This is a genomic window from Phreatobacter sp. (genome assembly GCF_051860605.1).
Taxonomy (GTDB): Bacteria; Pseudomonadota; Alphaproteobacteria; order Rhizobiales; family Phreatobacteraceae; genus Phreatobacter.
The window spans coordinates 62,727-76,195 of record NZ_JBHYDR010000001.1; the positions used below are offsets into that span (position 1 = coordinate 62,727).

The 13,469-nt window shown below is 69.0% G+C and carries 10 protein-coding genes; 3 read left to right on the top strand and 7 right to left on the bottom strand.

Features of this window, described 5'->3' with window-relative positions:
* Positions 1 to 3 precede the first annotated feature (3 nt).
* Positions 4 to 1,455, bottom strand: a complete 1,452-nt coding sequence (locus ACTIFS_RS00295) for an MFS transporter (protein ID WP_439572029.1) — start codon at positions 1,453 to 1,455, stop codon at positions 4 to 6.
* 37 nt (positions 1,456 to 1,492) lie between these two features.
* Positions 1,493 to 3,277: a glycoside hydrolase family 15 protein gene (locus tag ACTIFS_RS00300; RefSeq protein WP_439572030.1), complete on the bottom strand. Its 1,785-nt coding sequence runs from the start codon at positions 3,275 to 3,277 to the stop codon at positions 1,493 to 1,495.
* Positions 3,278 to 3,718: 441 nt separating this feature from the next.
* On the opposite strand from ACTIFS_RS00300, the gene ACTIFS_RS00305 reads away from it, so the two are divergent.
* From ACTIFS_RS00305 to ACTIFS_RS00315, 3 genes are read left to right on the top strand one after another with little or no spacing between them, the layout of a single operon-like run.
* A complete protein-coding gene (locus ACTIFS_RS00305) occupies positions 3,719 to 5,035 on the top strand; it encodes an aspartate aminotransferase family protein (protein WP_439572031.1) in 1,317 nt (438 codons plus the stop codon).
* A 30-nt stretch (positions 5,036 to 5,065) separates the two neighbouring features.
* Positions 5,066 to 6,673: an aldehyde dehydrogenase family protein gene (locus tag ACTIFS_RS00310; protein ID WP_439572032.1), complete on the top strand. Its 1,608-nt coding sequence runs from the start codon at positions 5,066 to 5,068 to the stop codon at positions 6,671 to 6,673.
* Between the two features lie 57 nt (positions 6,674 to 6,730).
* Positions 6,731 to 7,588, top strand: coding sequence for a universal stress protein (locus ACTIFS_RS00315; RefSeq protein ID WP_439572033.1), 858 nt, complete (start codon positions 6,731 to 6,733; stop codon positions 7,586 to 7,588).
* Positions 7,589 to 7,591: 3 nt separating this feature from the next.
* On the opposite strand, the gene ACTIFS_RS00320 is transcribed toward ACTIFS_RS00315, so the two are convergent.
* The 5 genes from ACTIFS_RS00320 to ACTIFS_RS00340 form a co-directional block, all read right to left on the bottom strand.
* A complete protein-coding gene (locus ACTIFS_RS00320) occupies positions 7,592 to 8,446 on the bottom strand; it encodes a universal stress protein (RefSeq protein ID WP_439572034.1) in 855 nt (284 codons plus the stop codon).
* 116 nt (positions 8,447 to 8,562) lie between these two features.
* Entirely contained in the window at positions 8,563 to 10,194 is a 1,632-nt protein-coding gene (locus ACTIFS_RS00325; protein ID WP_439572035.1) for an AMP-binding protein, read from the bottom strand.
* 28 nt (positions 10,195 to 10,222) lie between these two features.
* Positions 10,223 to 11,014, bottom strand: coding sequence for an ABC transporter ATP-binding protein (locus ACTIFS_RS00330; RefSeq protein ID WP_439572036.1), 792 nt, complete (start codon positions 11,012 to 11,014; stop codon positions 10,223 to 10,225).
* A 77-nt stretch (positions 11,015 to 11,091) separates the two neighbouring features.
* Positions 11,092 to 12,357 (bottom strand): ABC transporter substrate-binding protein, encoded by a 1,266-nt coding sequence (locus ACTIFS_RS00335; protein WP_439572037.1) that lies wholly within the window; start codon positions 12,355 to 12,357, stop codon positions 11,092 to 11,094.
* Positions 12,358 to 12,390: 33 nt separating this feature from the next.
* The gene (locus ACTIFS_RS00340; RefSeq protein WP_439572038.1) at positions 12,391 to 13,464 is read right to left on the bottom strand and encodes a branched-chain amino acid ABC transporter permease; all 1,074 of its coding nucleotides are present in this window, start codon (positions 13,462 to 13,464) and stop codon (positions 12,391 to 12,393) included.
* Between the last annotated feature and the right edge of the window lie 5 nt (positions 13,465 to 13,469).

The window sequence follows — 13,469 nt, forward strand, 5'->3', positions numbered from 1 at the left end:
CGCTCAGTCCTGCTGCGACAACGGCCGGGCCACCTCCTCAAGCGGCCGACGCTCGGCCTTCACCGCGAAGAACAGCGCGACCACCGCCGCGATGATCATCAGCGCGGCACCGAACAGGTAGCCGCCGAACAGCGAGGTGCGCGAACCGGTCTCGATGAGCTGGCCGAACAGCCAGGGACCGATCACGCCGCCGATCCCGGTGCCGAAGGCATAGAAGAAGGCGATGGCGAGGGCGCGCAGCTCCAGCGGGAAGGTCTCGCCGACGGTGAGATAGGCGGAACTCGCCGCGGCGGAGGCGAAGAAGAAGATCACCATCCAGCAGAGCGTCTGCGTCTGCGCGGTCAGCAGCCCCTCGGCGAACAGCCAGCCGGTCAGCGCCAGCAGGATGCCCGACATGGCATAGGTGAAGGCGATCATCGGGCGCCGGCCGATCGTGTCGAAGAAGCGGCCGAGCACCACCGGGCCGAGCACATTGCCGAGCGCGAAAGGCAGGATGTACCAGCCGACCTCGTGCACCGGCACGGCGAAGAAGTCGGTCAGCACCAGCGCATAGGTGAAGAAGATGGCGTTGTAGAAGAAGGCCTGGGCCGCCATCAGCACGAAGCCGACGGCCGTGCGCCCGCGATGCCGGCGGAACAGGGCGTTGGCGACCTCGCCAAGCGGAGTGGCATGCCTGACCTTCAGGCGCACCTTGGCGGCCGGCTCGAGCGGCACGGCATGTCCCTGGGCGCGCAGCCGGGCCTCGATGCCGGCGACGATGGCCTCGGCCTCGGCCGCCCGGCCGTGGGTGATCAGCCAGCGCGGGCTCTCGGGGATCCAGGTGCGCATGAGATAGACGACGAGGGCGAGCAGGGCACCGCCGAGGAAGGCCAGACGCCAGCCCATTTCCGGGTCGATGACGCGCGGATCGAGCAGCACGATGGCCCCGAGCGCGCCAAGCGCCGCGCCGATCCAGAAGCTGCCGTTGATCATCAGGTCGATCCAGCCCCGCACGCGCGCCGGGACCATTTCCTGGATCGCCGAGTTGATGGCGGCATATTCACCGCCGATCCCCGCACCGGTGAGGAAGCGGAACAGCATGAAGCTCCAGAGATTCCAGGAAAAGGCCGTGAGGCCCGTCGCGATGATGTAGACGGTCAGCGTGATGAAGAAGAGCCGCTTGCGCCCGAGCCGGTCGGTCAGCCAGCCGAAGAACAGGGCGCCGAGCACCGCGCCGGCGAGATAGGCGCTGCCGATCAGGCCGATATCGACGCTCGAGAAGTTGAGCACGGGGCTTGCCCGCAAGGCCCCCGCCACGGTGCCGGCAAGCGTCACCTCCAGCCCGTCCAGGATCCAGGTGATGCCGAGGGCGGCGACCACCAGCGTGTGGAACCGGCCCCAGGGCAGCCGGTCCAGCCTTGCGGGAATATCGGTTTCGACAATGCCGCCGGGTGCGGTGACCTGCTTGCCAGCCACGTCGTGATGTCCTTCCCTGGCGCCTTGCGCGGCGCCGTCAGTGGTCCCAGTCGTGCGACAACCGGCGGGCGGTCAGGATGATGCCCACCATGGAATAGGTCTGGGGGAAATTGCCCCAGAGCGCCCCGGTTTCCGGGTCGATGTCCTCCGACATCAGCCCGACATGGTTGCGGCGGGCGAGAAGCTGCTCGAACAGTTCGCGCGCCTCCTCCACCCGGCCGATGGCGGCCAGGGCATCGGCCAGCCAGAACGTGCAGATGGTGAAGGACGTGTCGGGCAGGCCGAAATCGTCGGTCTCGTCGTAGCGCAGCAGGAAGCCCTGGCGCGTCAGCCGGCGCTGCAGCGCCTCCACGGTCGAGACGAAGCGCGGATCGTCGGCGGCGACGACGCCCAGTTCGTGCAGCAGCAGCGAACTGGCATCGGCGCCCGCGCCATCGAAGCTGGCGGCGAAATAGCCCTCGGTCGGGTTCCACGCCCGCTCGAGGATCGCCGTGCGGATCCGCTCGGCATGATCGCGCCAGTAGACCTCGCGCAGGCGCAAGCCAAGTCGGCCGGCAATACGCGCCAGCCGGTCGCAGCCGGCAAAGCACATGGCCGCCGAGTGGGTATGGATCGAGGCCCGGCCGCGATATTCCCAGATCCCGGCATCCGGCTCGAAGGCCATGGCTGCGGCGGTCTCGCCGAGGGCCTCCAGTTCATGGAACAGCGCCTGCCCGCCCATTTGCGGCAGGCGGTGATCGGAGAACATCTGGGAGGCGGCGAGGATCAGGCTGCCATTGGCATCGTGCTGGACCTGATCGGCGGCGGCATTGCCGAAGCGCACCGGGCCGTCGCCGTCGAAGCCGGTCAGCGCCTCCGATTCCCATTCGTGCAGGGAATGTTCCGGCACCACGGCATAGACGGGCTTCAGGAGCGGACCCTTCTCGGTGGCCACCACCGATCGCATGTAGTCGAGGAACCGCTCCATGGTCAGCGTGGCGCCGAGCTTGTTCAGCGCGTGGACGGTGAAATAGGCATCGCGCAGCCAGCAGAAGCGGTAGTCCCAGTTGCGGCCGGTTCCGGGGGCCTCGGGAACGGAGGTGGTGAGCGCGGCGACGACGGCGCCGGTTTCCTCGTAGGAACAGAGCTTCAGCGTGATGGCGGCGCGGATCACCGCCTCCTGCCATTCATAGGGCACGGAGAGATAGCGCACCCAGTCGAGCCAGTAGTCGCGGGTGGAGGTGAGGAACCGCGTCCAGGTCTCCTCGATGCTGTTCGGGAAGGTCTCGTCCGCGTGGAGCACCAGCGTCACCGGCCGGGTGAGAACGAAGCGCGCCTCCTCGGTCAGGTAGGAGATCGGCATGTCGGTGGTGACGCGGATCGCCTGGGTCTCGCCGACATAGCGGATGTGGTTGGAGCCGGGAACGCGCAGCGGCTCCTGCCGGCCATAGGACATGGACGGTCGCATGCGCACCCGCACCAGCGGATTGCCGGCGATCGGCTCCAGGCGCCGCATCAGCATGGGCGGGCGATAGATGCGCCCGAACTGCTTGAAGCGGGGCGCAAAGTCGGTGATGCGCAGGGCCGAGCCGTCGGCTGCGGTCAGCACGGTGACCAGAACGGCGGTGTTGCGCTCGTAGGACTGGGCGGTCGAGGCAAGCCCCTCCAGTTCGACCGACATGTAGCCGCGCTCCGGCGCCGGTCCGCCGACCAGCGCCGAAAAGATCGGGTCGCCGTCGATTCGCGGCCAGCACAGCCACTGGTAGCGGGCCTCGCGGTCGATGAGCCCGGCAATGGCGCTGTTGCCGATCACCGCCATTTCGGGGGGCGCGCGACGGCTCATGCTGCAGTTCCCGACAGGGGGCTGCAGGAGGGGCATCCAGGACCTGAAAAGCGCAACGTCACCATGGTCATCCTGTGGCAGAGGGGGAACCTGACCATACAGGCCGGGGCAGCCGACTGAACCCCCGGCTCCGGCATGCCGGTCAGAAACGCTCCGGACTGCGACATAGTTTCACGCCGTCCGGGCCGAACGTGCCCGTCTTGACGCCGATCAAGGCGACAGAGAGGCGGGCGCTGCCTCATGCGCATGTGGGCAGGCTTGCCCGGACGGCCCGATCCCGGCAGGAGCACCACGATGACCGGATGCACAAGGCCCGCAAATCGCGCCGATCCCGACGGCCCGGACATCGGCAGGTCGGCCTGCCGTTTGCGCGTCTCGACAGCACGCGGCCCGGCGGCCCATCCTTGTCGCCCCTGCTGACTTCGACCCGGCGCCCCCGACATGACCCATCCCGATCCCGATTCGCGCTCCCACGCCCTTCACCAGCGGGCAAAGCGCAGCCTGCCCGGTGGCAACACCCGCACCACCGTCTATTCCAAGCCCTGGCCGATCTATGCGGCGCGCGGCGAGGGTTGCCGGGTGATCGATGCGGATGGGGTGGCGCGCATCGACTGCATCAACAATTTCACCGCGCTGATCCACGGCCACGCCCATCCGGTGGTCACGGAGGCCGCCTGCCGGCAGGCGGCGCTCGGCACCGCCTTCGGCCTGCCGACCGAGTCGGAGATCGACCTTGCCGAACTGATCGTCGACCGCCTGCCCGCCGCCGACCAGGTGCGCTTCACCAATTCCGGCACGGAGGCGGTGATGATGGCACTGAAGGCCGCACGCGCCTTCACGGGACGGCCGAAGATCGCCAAATGCGAAGGCGCCTATCATGGCTCCTACGACTATGCGGAGGTCAGCCTCGATCCCGGCCCGCGGGACTGGGGCGGCAATGCGCCGGTGTCGGTGGCCTATGCGAAGGGCACGCCGCAGGCCGTGCTGTCGGACGTGCTGGCCATTCCCTTCAACGACATCGACGCCGCGGTCAGCCTGATCCGCGAGCATGGGGCGGACCTTGCCTGCGTGATCGTCGATCCGATGCCCAACCGGGCCGGGCTTGCCCCGGCCGACAGGGCCTATCTGCTGGCGCTGCGCGAGGTCACCCGGGAGGTCGGGGCGCTCCTCATCTTCGACGAGGTGATCACCTTCCGGCTCGGCTACAACGGCGCGCAGGGTCTGTGGGACATCGCGCCCGACCTCACCACGCTCGGCAAGATCATCGGTGGCGGCTTCCCTGTGGGGGCGGTGGCGGGCCGCGCCGAGATCATGGCCGTGTTCGACCCCACCGCCGGCAAGCCGGCCCTGCCGCATGGCGGCACATTCTCGGCCAACCCGGTCACCATGCGGGCCGGGCACGTCGCGATGGACCTGCTCGACGCGCAGGCCTTTGCCCGGCTCGACGCGATCGGCGAGCGGGTGCGCGATGGAATCGCCGCCTCCTTCGCCCGCCACGGCCTCGCCGGAGGGCCGGTGGGGCTTGGCTCGCTCCTGAAGGTGCATTTCGCCGACCGGCCGGTGCGTGACTATCGCTCCGCCTACCAGACGCCGGAGGAGACGGCGCGGCTTGCCGCCTTCCACCTCGGGCTGATCAACCGCGGCGTGCTGACGGCAGGCTATGGCCTGATGGCGCTGTCAACGCCCATGACCGATGATGATGTCGCGACCATCATCGCCGCCTGCGACGGGGCCTTGGCCGCCCTGGCCGCCGCGTGAGCCGCGCCGAACGGACCCGAGGACCGATCCATGTCGGATGAACGCCCCGTCGCTGGCCCGGCCAGCCTGCCCCGCGTGACCTATTCCAACATCGGGGAGGACTTTTCCGGCGTCCATGCCCATCTCGACGCGGTCATCGCGGAGGTGAAGGACGGGCTGCTCGGACAGGACCGGCCGAACCTCGTTGCCGGCCGCGACAGCCGCGACGGCAGCGCCTATGTCGCCGCCTCCCCCATCGACCGCGGCCTCCCGCTCGGCACCTTCTTCGCCGCCTCGCCCGAAGCCGTCGATGCGGCCGTCCGTGCCGCGCGCAAGGCGCAGCCGGCCTGGGCGCGGATGGGCTGGGAGGCGCGCGTGGCCATCGCCCGCAAGGCCGCCGACCATGTCGAGGCCCGCAAGTTCGAGATCGCCATCGCCTGTCTGATCGAGGTGGGCAAGTCGCGCATGGAAGCCCTCGGCGAGGTGGAGGAGACCATCGACCTGATCCGCTTCTATGCCACCGAGATGGAGGCGAACCGGGGTTGGGACCGGCCGCTTGAGCGCGCCAATCCGCGCGAGGAAACCCGCGACCGTCTCCGCCCCTTCGGCGTGTTCGGCGTCATCGCGCCATTCAACTTTCCCGTCGCGCTGTCGGCCGGCATGGCCGTCTCGGCCCTCCTTGCGGGCAATACCGTCGTGTTCAAGCCGAGCCCCATGGCCGGTCTCACCGGACGCCTGCTCGCGGGCTGCCTCATCGAAGCGGGCGTGCCGGAGGGCGTGTTCAGCCTCCTCTGCGGGGGCGCGGAGACGGGGGCGGCCATCGTCGCTCATCCGGGCATCGACGGCATCGCGTTCACCGGCTCGCATCAGGTGGGCATGGCGATCCTGCGCGGTTTCGGCGCCGGCGGTGTCCATGCCCGGCCGGTTCTCGCCGAGATGGGCGGCAAGAATCCGACCTATGTCACCGCCTCGGCCGATCTCGAAACGGCGGCGGCCGGCATGGTGCGCTCGGCCTTCGGGCTGCAGGGGCAGAAATGCTCGGCCGGATCGGTGGTCTTCGTGCACGAGGCGGTGCGCGCGCCCTTCCTGGAGCGGCTGGAGGCGGCGGCCGGAGCCTTGGTGATCGGCGACCCCTGCGAGAGACATGTCTTCATAGGCCCGCTCATCAGCGAGGCGGCGAGGCAGCGGTTTGAACAGTCTGTTGCGGGTGCACGCGCGGCGGGCGCGCGCGTTGCCGGCGGGGCACTGCTCTCCGGCGGATTGTTCGACCGCGGCGCCTATTGCCAGCCCACCATCGCGATCGGCCTTCCCGATGACCACGCGTTGCACCGCGAGGAGCTGTTCCTTCCCTTCCTCACCGTGCGTTCATTCACGGAACTTGATGATGCGATCAGCCGCGGCAATGCCGTACGCTATGGCCTGACGGCCGGCATCTACACGGCCGACGCGGCAGATCTCGACCTGTTCCTCGACACCGCCGAGGCCGGCGTTCTCTACGCCAACCGGGCGAGCGGCGCGACCACCGGCGCCTGGCCGGGGACGCAGACCTTCTGCGGCTGGAAGGGCTCGGGCACCGGCTCCAAGGGCGGGCTCGGCACCTGGTACCTGCCGCAATTCATGCGCGAGCAGAGCCACACGATCATGCGCGAGCGCCCCTGAGGCGCCCGGCCGCGGCGCCCCTCACCCGAGCATCCAGGCACCCGAACGGAGCCGATCATGAAGATCTTCGTTGCTTCCGACCTCACCTTCCGCTCCGAACGGGCCCTGTCGCGGGCGCTGGAACTCGGTCGCCAGTTCGGCGGCGAGGTGACGGTCGCCCATGTCGTCGATGCGGACCTGGCCGACGAGGTGCGCGACCATGCGCTGAGCTGGGCCGAGACGGCACTGAAGCGCGAATGCCAGCGGCTGGTCGGACCGGGCCTGCCGAAGCTCGTCGTCCAGGCGGTGGCCGGAAAGCCGCGCCGGGACATCATCCGCCTCGCCCATGAAGCGCGCGCCGACCTCATGGTGCTCGGCATTCACGACCAGACCCGGGACGGTGCCTATCGTTTCGCCGACACGACGGCCGGCCACCTGCTGAAGGAAAGCTACCTGCCCGTGCTGCTGGTCCGCGAGGCGGTCGAGAAGCCCTATCGCTCGGTGGTGATCGGCGTGGACTTCTCGGTCTGCTCGAAACGCGCGATCCGCCGGGCGGTGGCGCTGGCGCCCGACGCGCGGATCACGCTCGTCCACGCCTTTCAGGTTCCGTTCCGCGGCCGGTTCGGCAGCGAGGAGTTCGTTTCGGAGGTCCGCTACAACGAGCGGCTGGAATTCGATGCCGCGCTCGCCGAGGAGATGGACTGGCTGGTGCAACGGGTCATCGCCACCGGCCCCCAGCCGGGAGCGGTCGAGAAGGTGCTGAGGGAAGGCGCTCCCGGCGAGGTGCTGCGAGCCGAATGCGCGCGCATTGGCGCCGATCTCGTCGCGGTCGGCACCCATGGTACGACGGGCCTGACGCGCGCGATCTGGGGCAGTGTCGCAGAGGACATCCTCAACGTGCCGCCCTGCGACGTGCTGGCCGTCCCGGGCCTGTAGCGGTCACCCCGACGGCACGACCAGCACGTCCATGTCGGCATCGCGGAGCAGATCCCCGGCGACGCTGCCCAGCATGAAGCGCGACCAGCGGCCGGAGGCCCCGCGGGATCCAGCCACCACGAGATCGGCGCGGTGCTGGCGCGCCGCCGTCAGGATGGCGGCTGCGACACTGGTCTCGGGTCGCAGGAGCACCGGAACGGCCGGACCGGTGGCGAGCGCGGTCATCACCTCGCCAAGCCGCTCGCCGGCCGCGGTTTCGGATGCCGCTTCGGCGGCGGCGAGATCGGCGCGTGTTGAAGCCGAGCGCAGGATCGGTCCGGGTCCGGGCTCCTCCATCACATGCGCGAAGGCGACGCTGGCCGATGCCAGCAGGCCAAGGCTTGCGGCGCGCCGGCCCGCCTGCAAGGAGGCGTCGGAGAAGTCGGTCGCCACCAGCACCCGGTCATAGGACCCGGCCGGCACGGCATTGGCCATGATGACCGGCGTCTCGCTGTTCCGGATGGTACGCTCGACCGTGGTGCCGACAAAGACGTCGCGCAGCGTCTGGCGGCGGTGGGGGCCCATGACCACCAGGCTCGCCTGCAGCCTCGCGGCCGCCTCGCCGATGGCGACGAAGGGATCGCCGACGAGGATCGCCGAGGTGCAGCTGACGCCATCGACGGTGAAGACCGTGGTGGCGAGCTCGGTGAGAAGGGCTTCCGCCTCGCGCTCCTCCGCCGCACGGATGCGGGGCGGCTGGTCGTCATCCACCGCGTGGGCGAGCACGAGCCGGGCGCCGGTCTGGCGCGCGATCAGCGTCGCGCGGCGCAGGGCCCGGTCGGACCGGGTGGAGAAATCCGTGGCGACCAGAATGGGCATGCAACCCCGCAGGCTTCGACGCTGGCAGTGTGCCACGGCCACGCCCTGCCATGCCACCTGCCCGTCTGCAGCAGGTCGCCGCAGGCGGCCATCGACGAGCGGCGGCAACCCTCAAGTCAGCGGCCGGGATTGCGCTTCTTCCGAGACCTCAGATCGATCACGCCCGGCAGGCTGCGCGGATCGGTGCCGGCCGGATAGATGACGTGCTTCTGGATCTTCTGCGTGCCGGTGGTCGGAAGGCTTTCCACGAAGTGCAGCCAGCCCGGCGCCTTGAAATAGGCAAGCGCTACATTGCAGGTCTCGAACAGCAGGTCGGCGGTCGCCTGGCCGGCCAGTCCCGGATCATGAAGCACGACAGCGGCCCAGACCTCCTCCTCGCGCACCTCGTCGGGCACGGCCAGCACGGCAACCGCCTTGACCAGGTCGTGCGCCTGCAGGACCGCCTCGATCTCGGCAGCGGCGATGTTCTCGCCCGAGCGGCGGATGATGTTCTTCTTGCGGTCGACGAAATGCAGCATGCCGTCCGGGCTCTGCCGCACCGTGTCGCCGGTATGGAACCAGCCGCCGCGCCAGGCCTCGGCCGTCGCGGCCTCGTCCTTCAGATAGCCGGAGAAGAAGTGCTTGCGCGGTGTCGCGGCGGAATGGCGGATGACCATCTCGCCGGCCTCGCCCCGTGGCACGTCGCGGTCCTCGCCATCGACCACGCGCACGTCGATGCCGGGCACCGGCCGGCCGAAGGCGCGGGTGCCGACGCTGCGGGGCGGCTCGTTGTCGATGAGGATGCGGACCATTTCGGTCATGCCCCAGACCTCGATGAGCGGGAAGCCGAAGCGCTCCTCGAAAGCGGCGTGAAGCTGCGGCTCGGCACCGGCGCCGATGGCAAAGCGCACGGTGGGGGCGCCCTCGTCGTCCCGCCGCGGCTGGCCGAGCAGCATGGGCACGATCACCCCGAGATAGTGGACGATGGAGGCGCGCGTCTCGCGCACTTCCGGCCACCAGCGGCCGGGATGGAAGCGGTCGGCCTGGATCTGGCAGCTGCCGCTGAGCAGAGCCGCATAGAACGACACGATGGAAGAATTGACGTGATAGACCGGCAGCGGGTTGTAGATGCGCTCGCCCTCCGGCCGGAAGGCGGCCAGGTGACCGCAGCGCGCATACCAGGCGCCCGAGGCAAGCTCGTAGCCGTGGGAGAGGATGCAGCCCTTGGGCCGGCCGGTCGTGCCGGACGTGTAGAGGATGCTGGCCTCTGTCTCGGCCGTGACGGCACCGCTGCGGGCAGGCGTTGCAGGGGCGACCAGCGCGCCGAGGTCCTCGAAGGCGACGATCGGGGCCTTATGGCCGCTCTGCGCCATGCCGGCTTCCATCTGCTCGCGCCGCTCCGGGGCGACGAGGGCCTGGTCGACACCGGCATGTTCGAGGAGATAGGCGATTTCGCCGGCCCGGTAGTCCGGATTGACCGGCACGCAGGTGGCACCGATCCGGTTCAGCGCCAGCTTGACCAGGAAATGCTCCGGCCGGTTGTCGAGCAGCATGGCAAGCCGGTGGCCATGGCCGAAGCCGGCGGCGCGAAAGGCTTCCGCCATGTCCGCGACCTGCCGATGGGCGGCGGCGAAGCCGATCTCCCAGCCGTCCTGGTGATAGGGCTTGTGTCGGCCCGAGGGCGCGGCCAGGAAGGCGCGATCCGGATAGGTCAGGGCGGCAAGGTCGAAGGCTTCGCCGATCGTGGTCTCGTCGCTGATGGAAATCATCGGGTCATGCCTGCAAGGAAAGCCGGGGTCAGGCGAGCCAGCGCTTGCGCCGCCGGTAGTGCTTGACCGCGTGGTAGTCTACCCGCGAATGGCCGCCAAGATAGGCCTCGGCGATGTCGGGATTGGCGCTGAGGACGGCCGCCGGGCCGCTCATCAGGATGCGGCCGTTCTCGATGAGATAGCCGGTCTCGGCAATGTCCAGCGCGGCGATGGCGTTCTGCTCGACCAGCAGCACGGCCACGCCGCTCTCGGCGTTGATGCGCCGGATGATGTCGAAGATCTCGTCGACCAGGAACGGCGCAAGGCCAAGGCTCGGCTCGTCGAGCATGAGCAGCTTCGGCTCGGTCATCAGCGCGCGGGCGATTGCCAGCATCTGCTGCTCGCCGCCGGACAGATAGCCGGCCTTGGCCTTGGCGCGCTGGGCGAGGCGCGGAAACGTCTCGAACATGCGGTCGATGAGCGCCGAAACATGGCCGCGATCGGTGTGCATGGAGGCCGCGGCCAGCAGGTTCTCCTGCGGGGTGAGATGGCCGAAGACGCGGCGCCCCTCGAGCACATGGACGATGCCGCGGCGCACACGGTCGGGCGGGTCGAGGGCGAGGATATCCTCGCCGGCAAAGGTGACGTCGCCGCGCGAGACCTCGCCGCGCTCGGGCTTGAGCAGGCCGCTGACCGATTTCAGGACCGTGCTCTTGCCGGCGCCGTTGGCCCCCAGCAGGGCGACGAGGCCGCGTTCGGGCACGTCGATGGACACGCCCTTGACCGCGAGAAACACGCGGTCATAGGCGACCTCCACATTGTTGAGGGTCAGGAGGGTCATGGACGGCTCCGTCGGGAAGGCGCGGGCGGGGCGCTTGCACCCCGCCCGCCGGTGGAATGGTCAGACAGTCAGAGCGCTCACTTGCCGGTGCGGCGGAACTCCTCCGAATATTTGCGCACCTCGCCCCAGACGACGTCCTGGTTGGCGGTGAACCAGTCGGTCGCCGGCACGAATTTCGCACCGTCCCAGCGCGAGACGCGGCCACGGCCGCCGCCCTGGTGGTCTTCCTTGGTGACGGTGGTCGGCGGCAGCATGCCGTCGGCGGTGAAGTTGCTGATCGAGCGCAGGCCCTCGTTGAGCCAGGCGCCGGTGATCGGGCCGTTGGGCGCCTTCTGGAAGGCCATGCGGCAGCCCTCGACCATGAGGGAGGCCATCTGGACACCGTAATTGTAGTAGCTGGTGCCGACCTTGCCCTCGGCGCCCGCGCCCTTGCCCTTGGCCACCACCTCCGTGAGGATGTCCTGGATCGGCTTGGGGTCGCGGCCGCTGGCGCAGGGCTCCACCTTCATCACGCCCTTGGCCGCATCCTTGCCCACGACCTCCATGTCCGATTCGGAGAGCCAGACGCTGGACGAGACCCGGTCCATGCGCAGGCCGTTGCGGATCGCCTCGGTCAGCGCCACGGTCTGGCCGACCGCCGCACCCCAGAAGATCACGAAGTCCGGCCGGGCGCGGCGCACCTGCGGCCAGATGGCGGCCTGGTCGTTGCCGGGCGGGGTGTAGGGGAAGGTCTGCAGTTCGAAGCCCTGGCGCTGGGCCAGAACCTGCAGGATCGGCAGCGGCTCCTTGCCGAAGGGGGTGTCGATGTGGACGAACACCACCTTCTTGCCGCGCAGGTTGCCCCCTTCCATCGTGCGGAAATGCTCGATGATGAGGCCCGCCTGGGTCCAGTAGTTGATCGACAGCGGCAGGACATAGGGGAAGGCCGTGCCGTCGGCCGCGTCGCTACGGCCGGAGAAGGCCGTGATCAGGTTGATCTTGTCCTCCAGCGCGCGCGGCACCAGGGCCCGGGCGACCGGGGTCGACAGCGGATCGACAAGGATGGCGCCCTCGCGCTTCGCCCGCTCATAGGCCTCGATGGCGCGCGGCATGTCGTTGGCGTGGTCGGTGATGTCGGCGACGATGCGGTGGCCGTTGATGCCGCCGCGCTCGTTGATCAGGGTGAAATAGTCCCGCTGTCCCTGGGAATATTCCGAGGTCACGAAGGTGTAGATGCGGGTGAAGTCCTGCGGCATGGAGAAGCGGATCACCCGCTCCTGACCGAGGACGCCGGTTGGCAGGAGCGCGGGGGCAGCGACGGCTGCCGCCGTACCCGACAGGAGAATGCGACGGTTGATGGCCATGGTCTGTTTCCTCCGCCCTTTGTTGGGAAGCCGTCACCGCTGGGCGTGGCGGAACGGCCAGACGAGCAGGTAGTTGCGGATGTTCGCGTAGATCTTGGCGAGCCCGAGCGGCTCGTAGAGCAGGAAGCCGATGACCATCGCGCCATAGGCGATCAGCGGGATATGGGCGCGCAGGTCGATGGGGATCGCGAGGCCGAAGGAGCCGGCGATCGCACCCGTCAGGTTGTTCAGCACGATGGGCGCGAACAGGATCAGCGCGGCGCCGAAGAAGGGGCCGAGCATCGAGCCGAGCCCGCCGACGATGACCATGGCGAGCAGCTGGATCGACAGTTCGATGTGGAACTGGTCGGGCGAGATGGCGCGCAGGTAGCACACCGCCAGGACCGAGCCGACGACCCCGCCGATGAAGGACGAGACCCAGAAGGCCAGCAGCTTGTACTTGAACACCGAGACGCCGAGGATCTGGGCCGCATAGTCCTTCTCGCGCACGGCGGCGAGCGCCCTGCCGAACGAGGTGCGACCGACATTGAGCATGAACAGGGTGATCACGAAGCACACACCCAGCGCGAAATAGTAGGTCTCGATCTCGCCGCGCAGGCCGATGCCGAGAAACGTCACCGGCGGCACCTGGAGGGTTGCAAGCGAGCCGCCGGAAATGGCCGGCACCTGGGCGATGACGAAGTCCACGATGTACTGCATGGCGAGCGTCGCCATGGCGAGGTAGATGCCCTTCACGCGCAGGGCCGCCGCGCCGAAGATGATGCCGACGGAAGCGGACAGCAGCCCGCCGGCGATCATCGCGAATTCCAGCGGCACGCCGGCGCGGACCAGATGGACCGAGCCATAGGCGCCGATGGCCATGACCGCGCCGTAGCCGAGATGGATCTGGCCGGCGCCGCCCATCAGGAAGTTCAGCCCGAGCGCCGCCGACGACCAGATCAGCCAGGGCAGGAGGTAGCCGGCGACATAGAACCGGTCGAGCAGCAGGGGCGCCGTGAGCAGCACCGCCAGCACGGCCAGGATGAGGAACCTGTCGAAGCGCAGCGGGAACAGCTGCCTTTCGTCCTGGTAGCGGGTGTGGCGGATGCCGGCGCGGCGGTAGAACATGGCGA

Bases quoted from the DNA above. Each gene is read 5' to 3' on its own strand.
- ACTIFS_RS00325 (WP_439572035.1), bottom strand. From the start codon at position 10,194: ATGATTTCCATCAGCGACGAGACCACGATCGGCGAAGCCTTCGACCTT.
- ACTIFS_RS00335 (WP_439572037.1), bottom strand. From the start codon at position 12,357: ATGGCCATCAACCGTCGCATTCTCCTGTCGGGTACGGCGGCAGCCGTC.
- ACTIFS_RS00300 (WP_439572030.1), bottom strand. From the start codon at position 3,277: ATGAGCCGTCGCGCGCCCCCCGAAATGGCGGTGATCGGCAACAGCGCC.
- ACTIFS_RS00320 (WP_439572034.1), bottom strand. From the start codon at position 8,446: ATGCCCATTCTGGTCGCCACGGATTTCTCCACCCGGTCCGACCGGGCC.
- ACTIFS_RS00310 (WP_439572032.1), top strand. From the start codon at position 5,066: ATGTCGGATGAACGCCCCGTCGCTGGCCCGGCCAGCCTGCCCCGCGTG.
- ACTIFS_RS00315 (WP_439572033.1), top strand. From the start codon at position 6,731: ATGAAGATCTTCGTTGCTTCCGACCTCACCTTCCGCTCCGAACGGGCC.
- ACTIFS_RS00340 (WP_439572038.1), bottom strand. From the start codon at position 13,464: ATGTTCTACCGCCGCGCCGGCATCCGCCACACCCGCTACCAGGACGAA.
- ACTIFS_RS00330 (WP_439572036.1), bottom strand. From the start codon at position 11,014: ATGACCCTCCTGACCCTCAACAATGTGGAGGTCGCCTATGACCGCGTG.
- ACTIFS_RS00305 (WP_439572031.1), top strand. From the start codon at position 3,719: ATGACCCATCCCGATCCCGATTCGCGCTCCCACGCCCTTCACCAGCGG.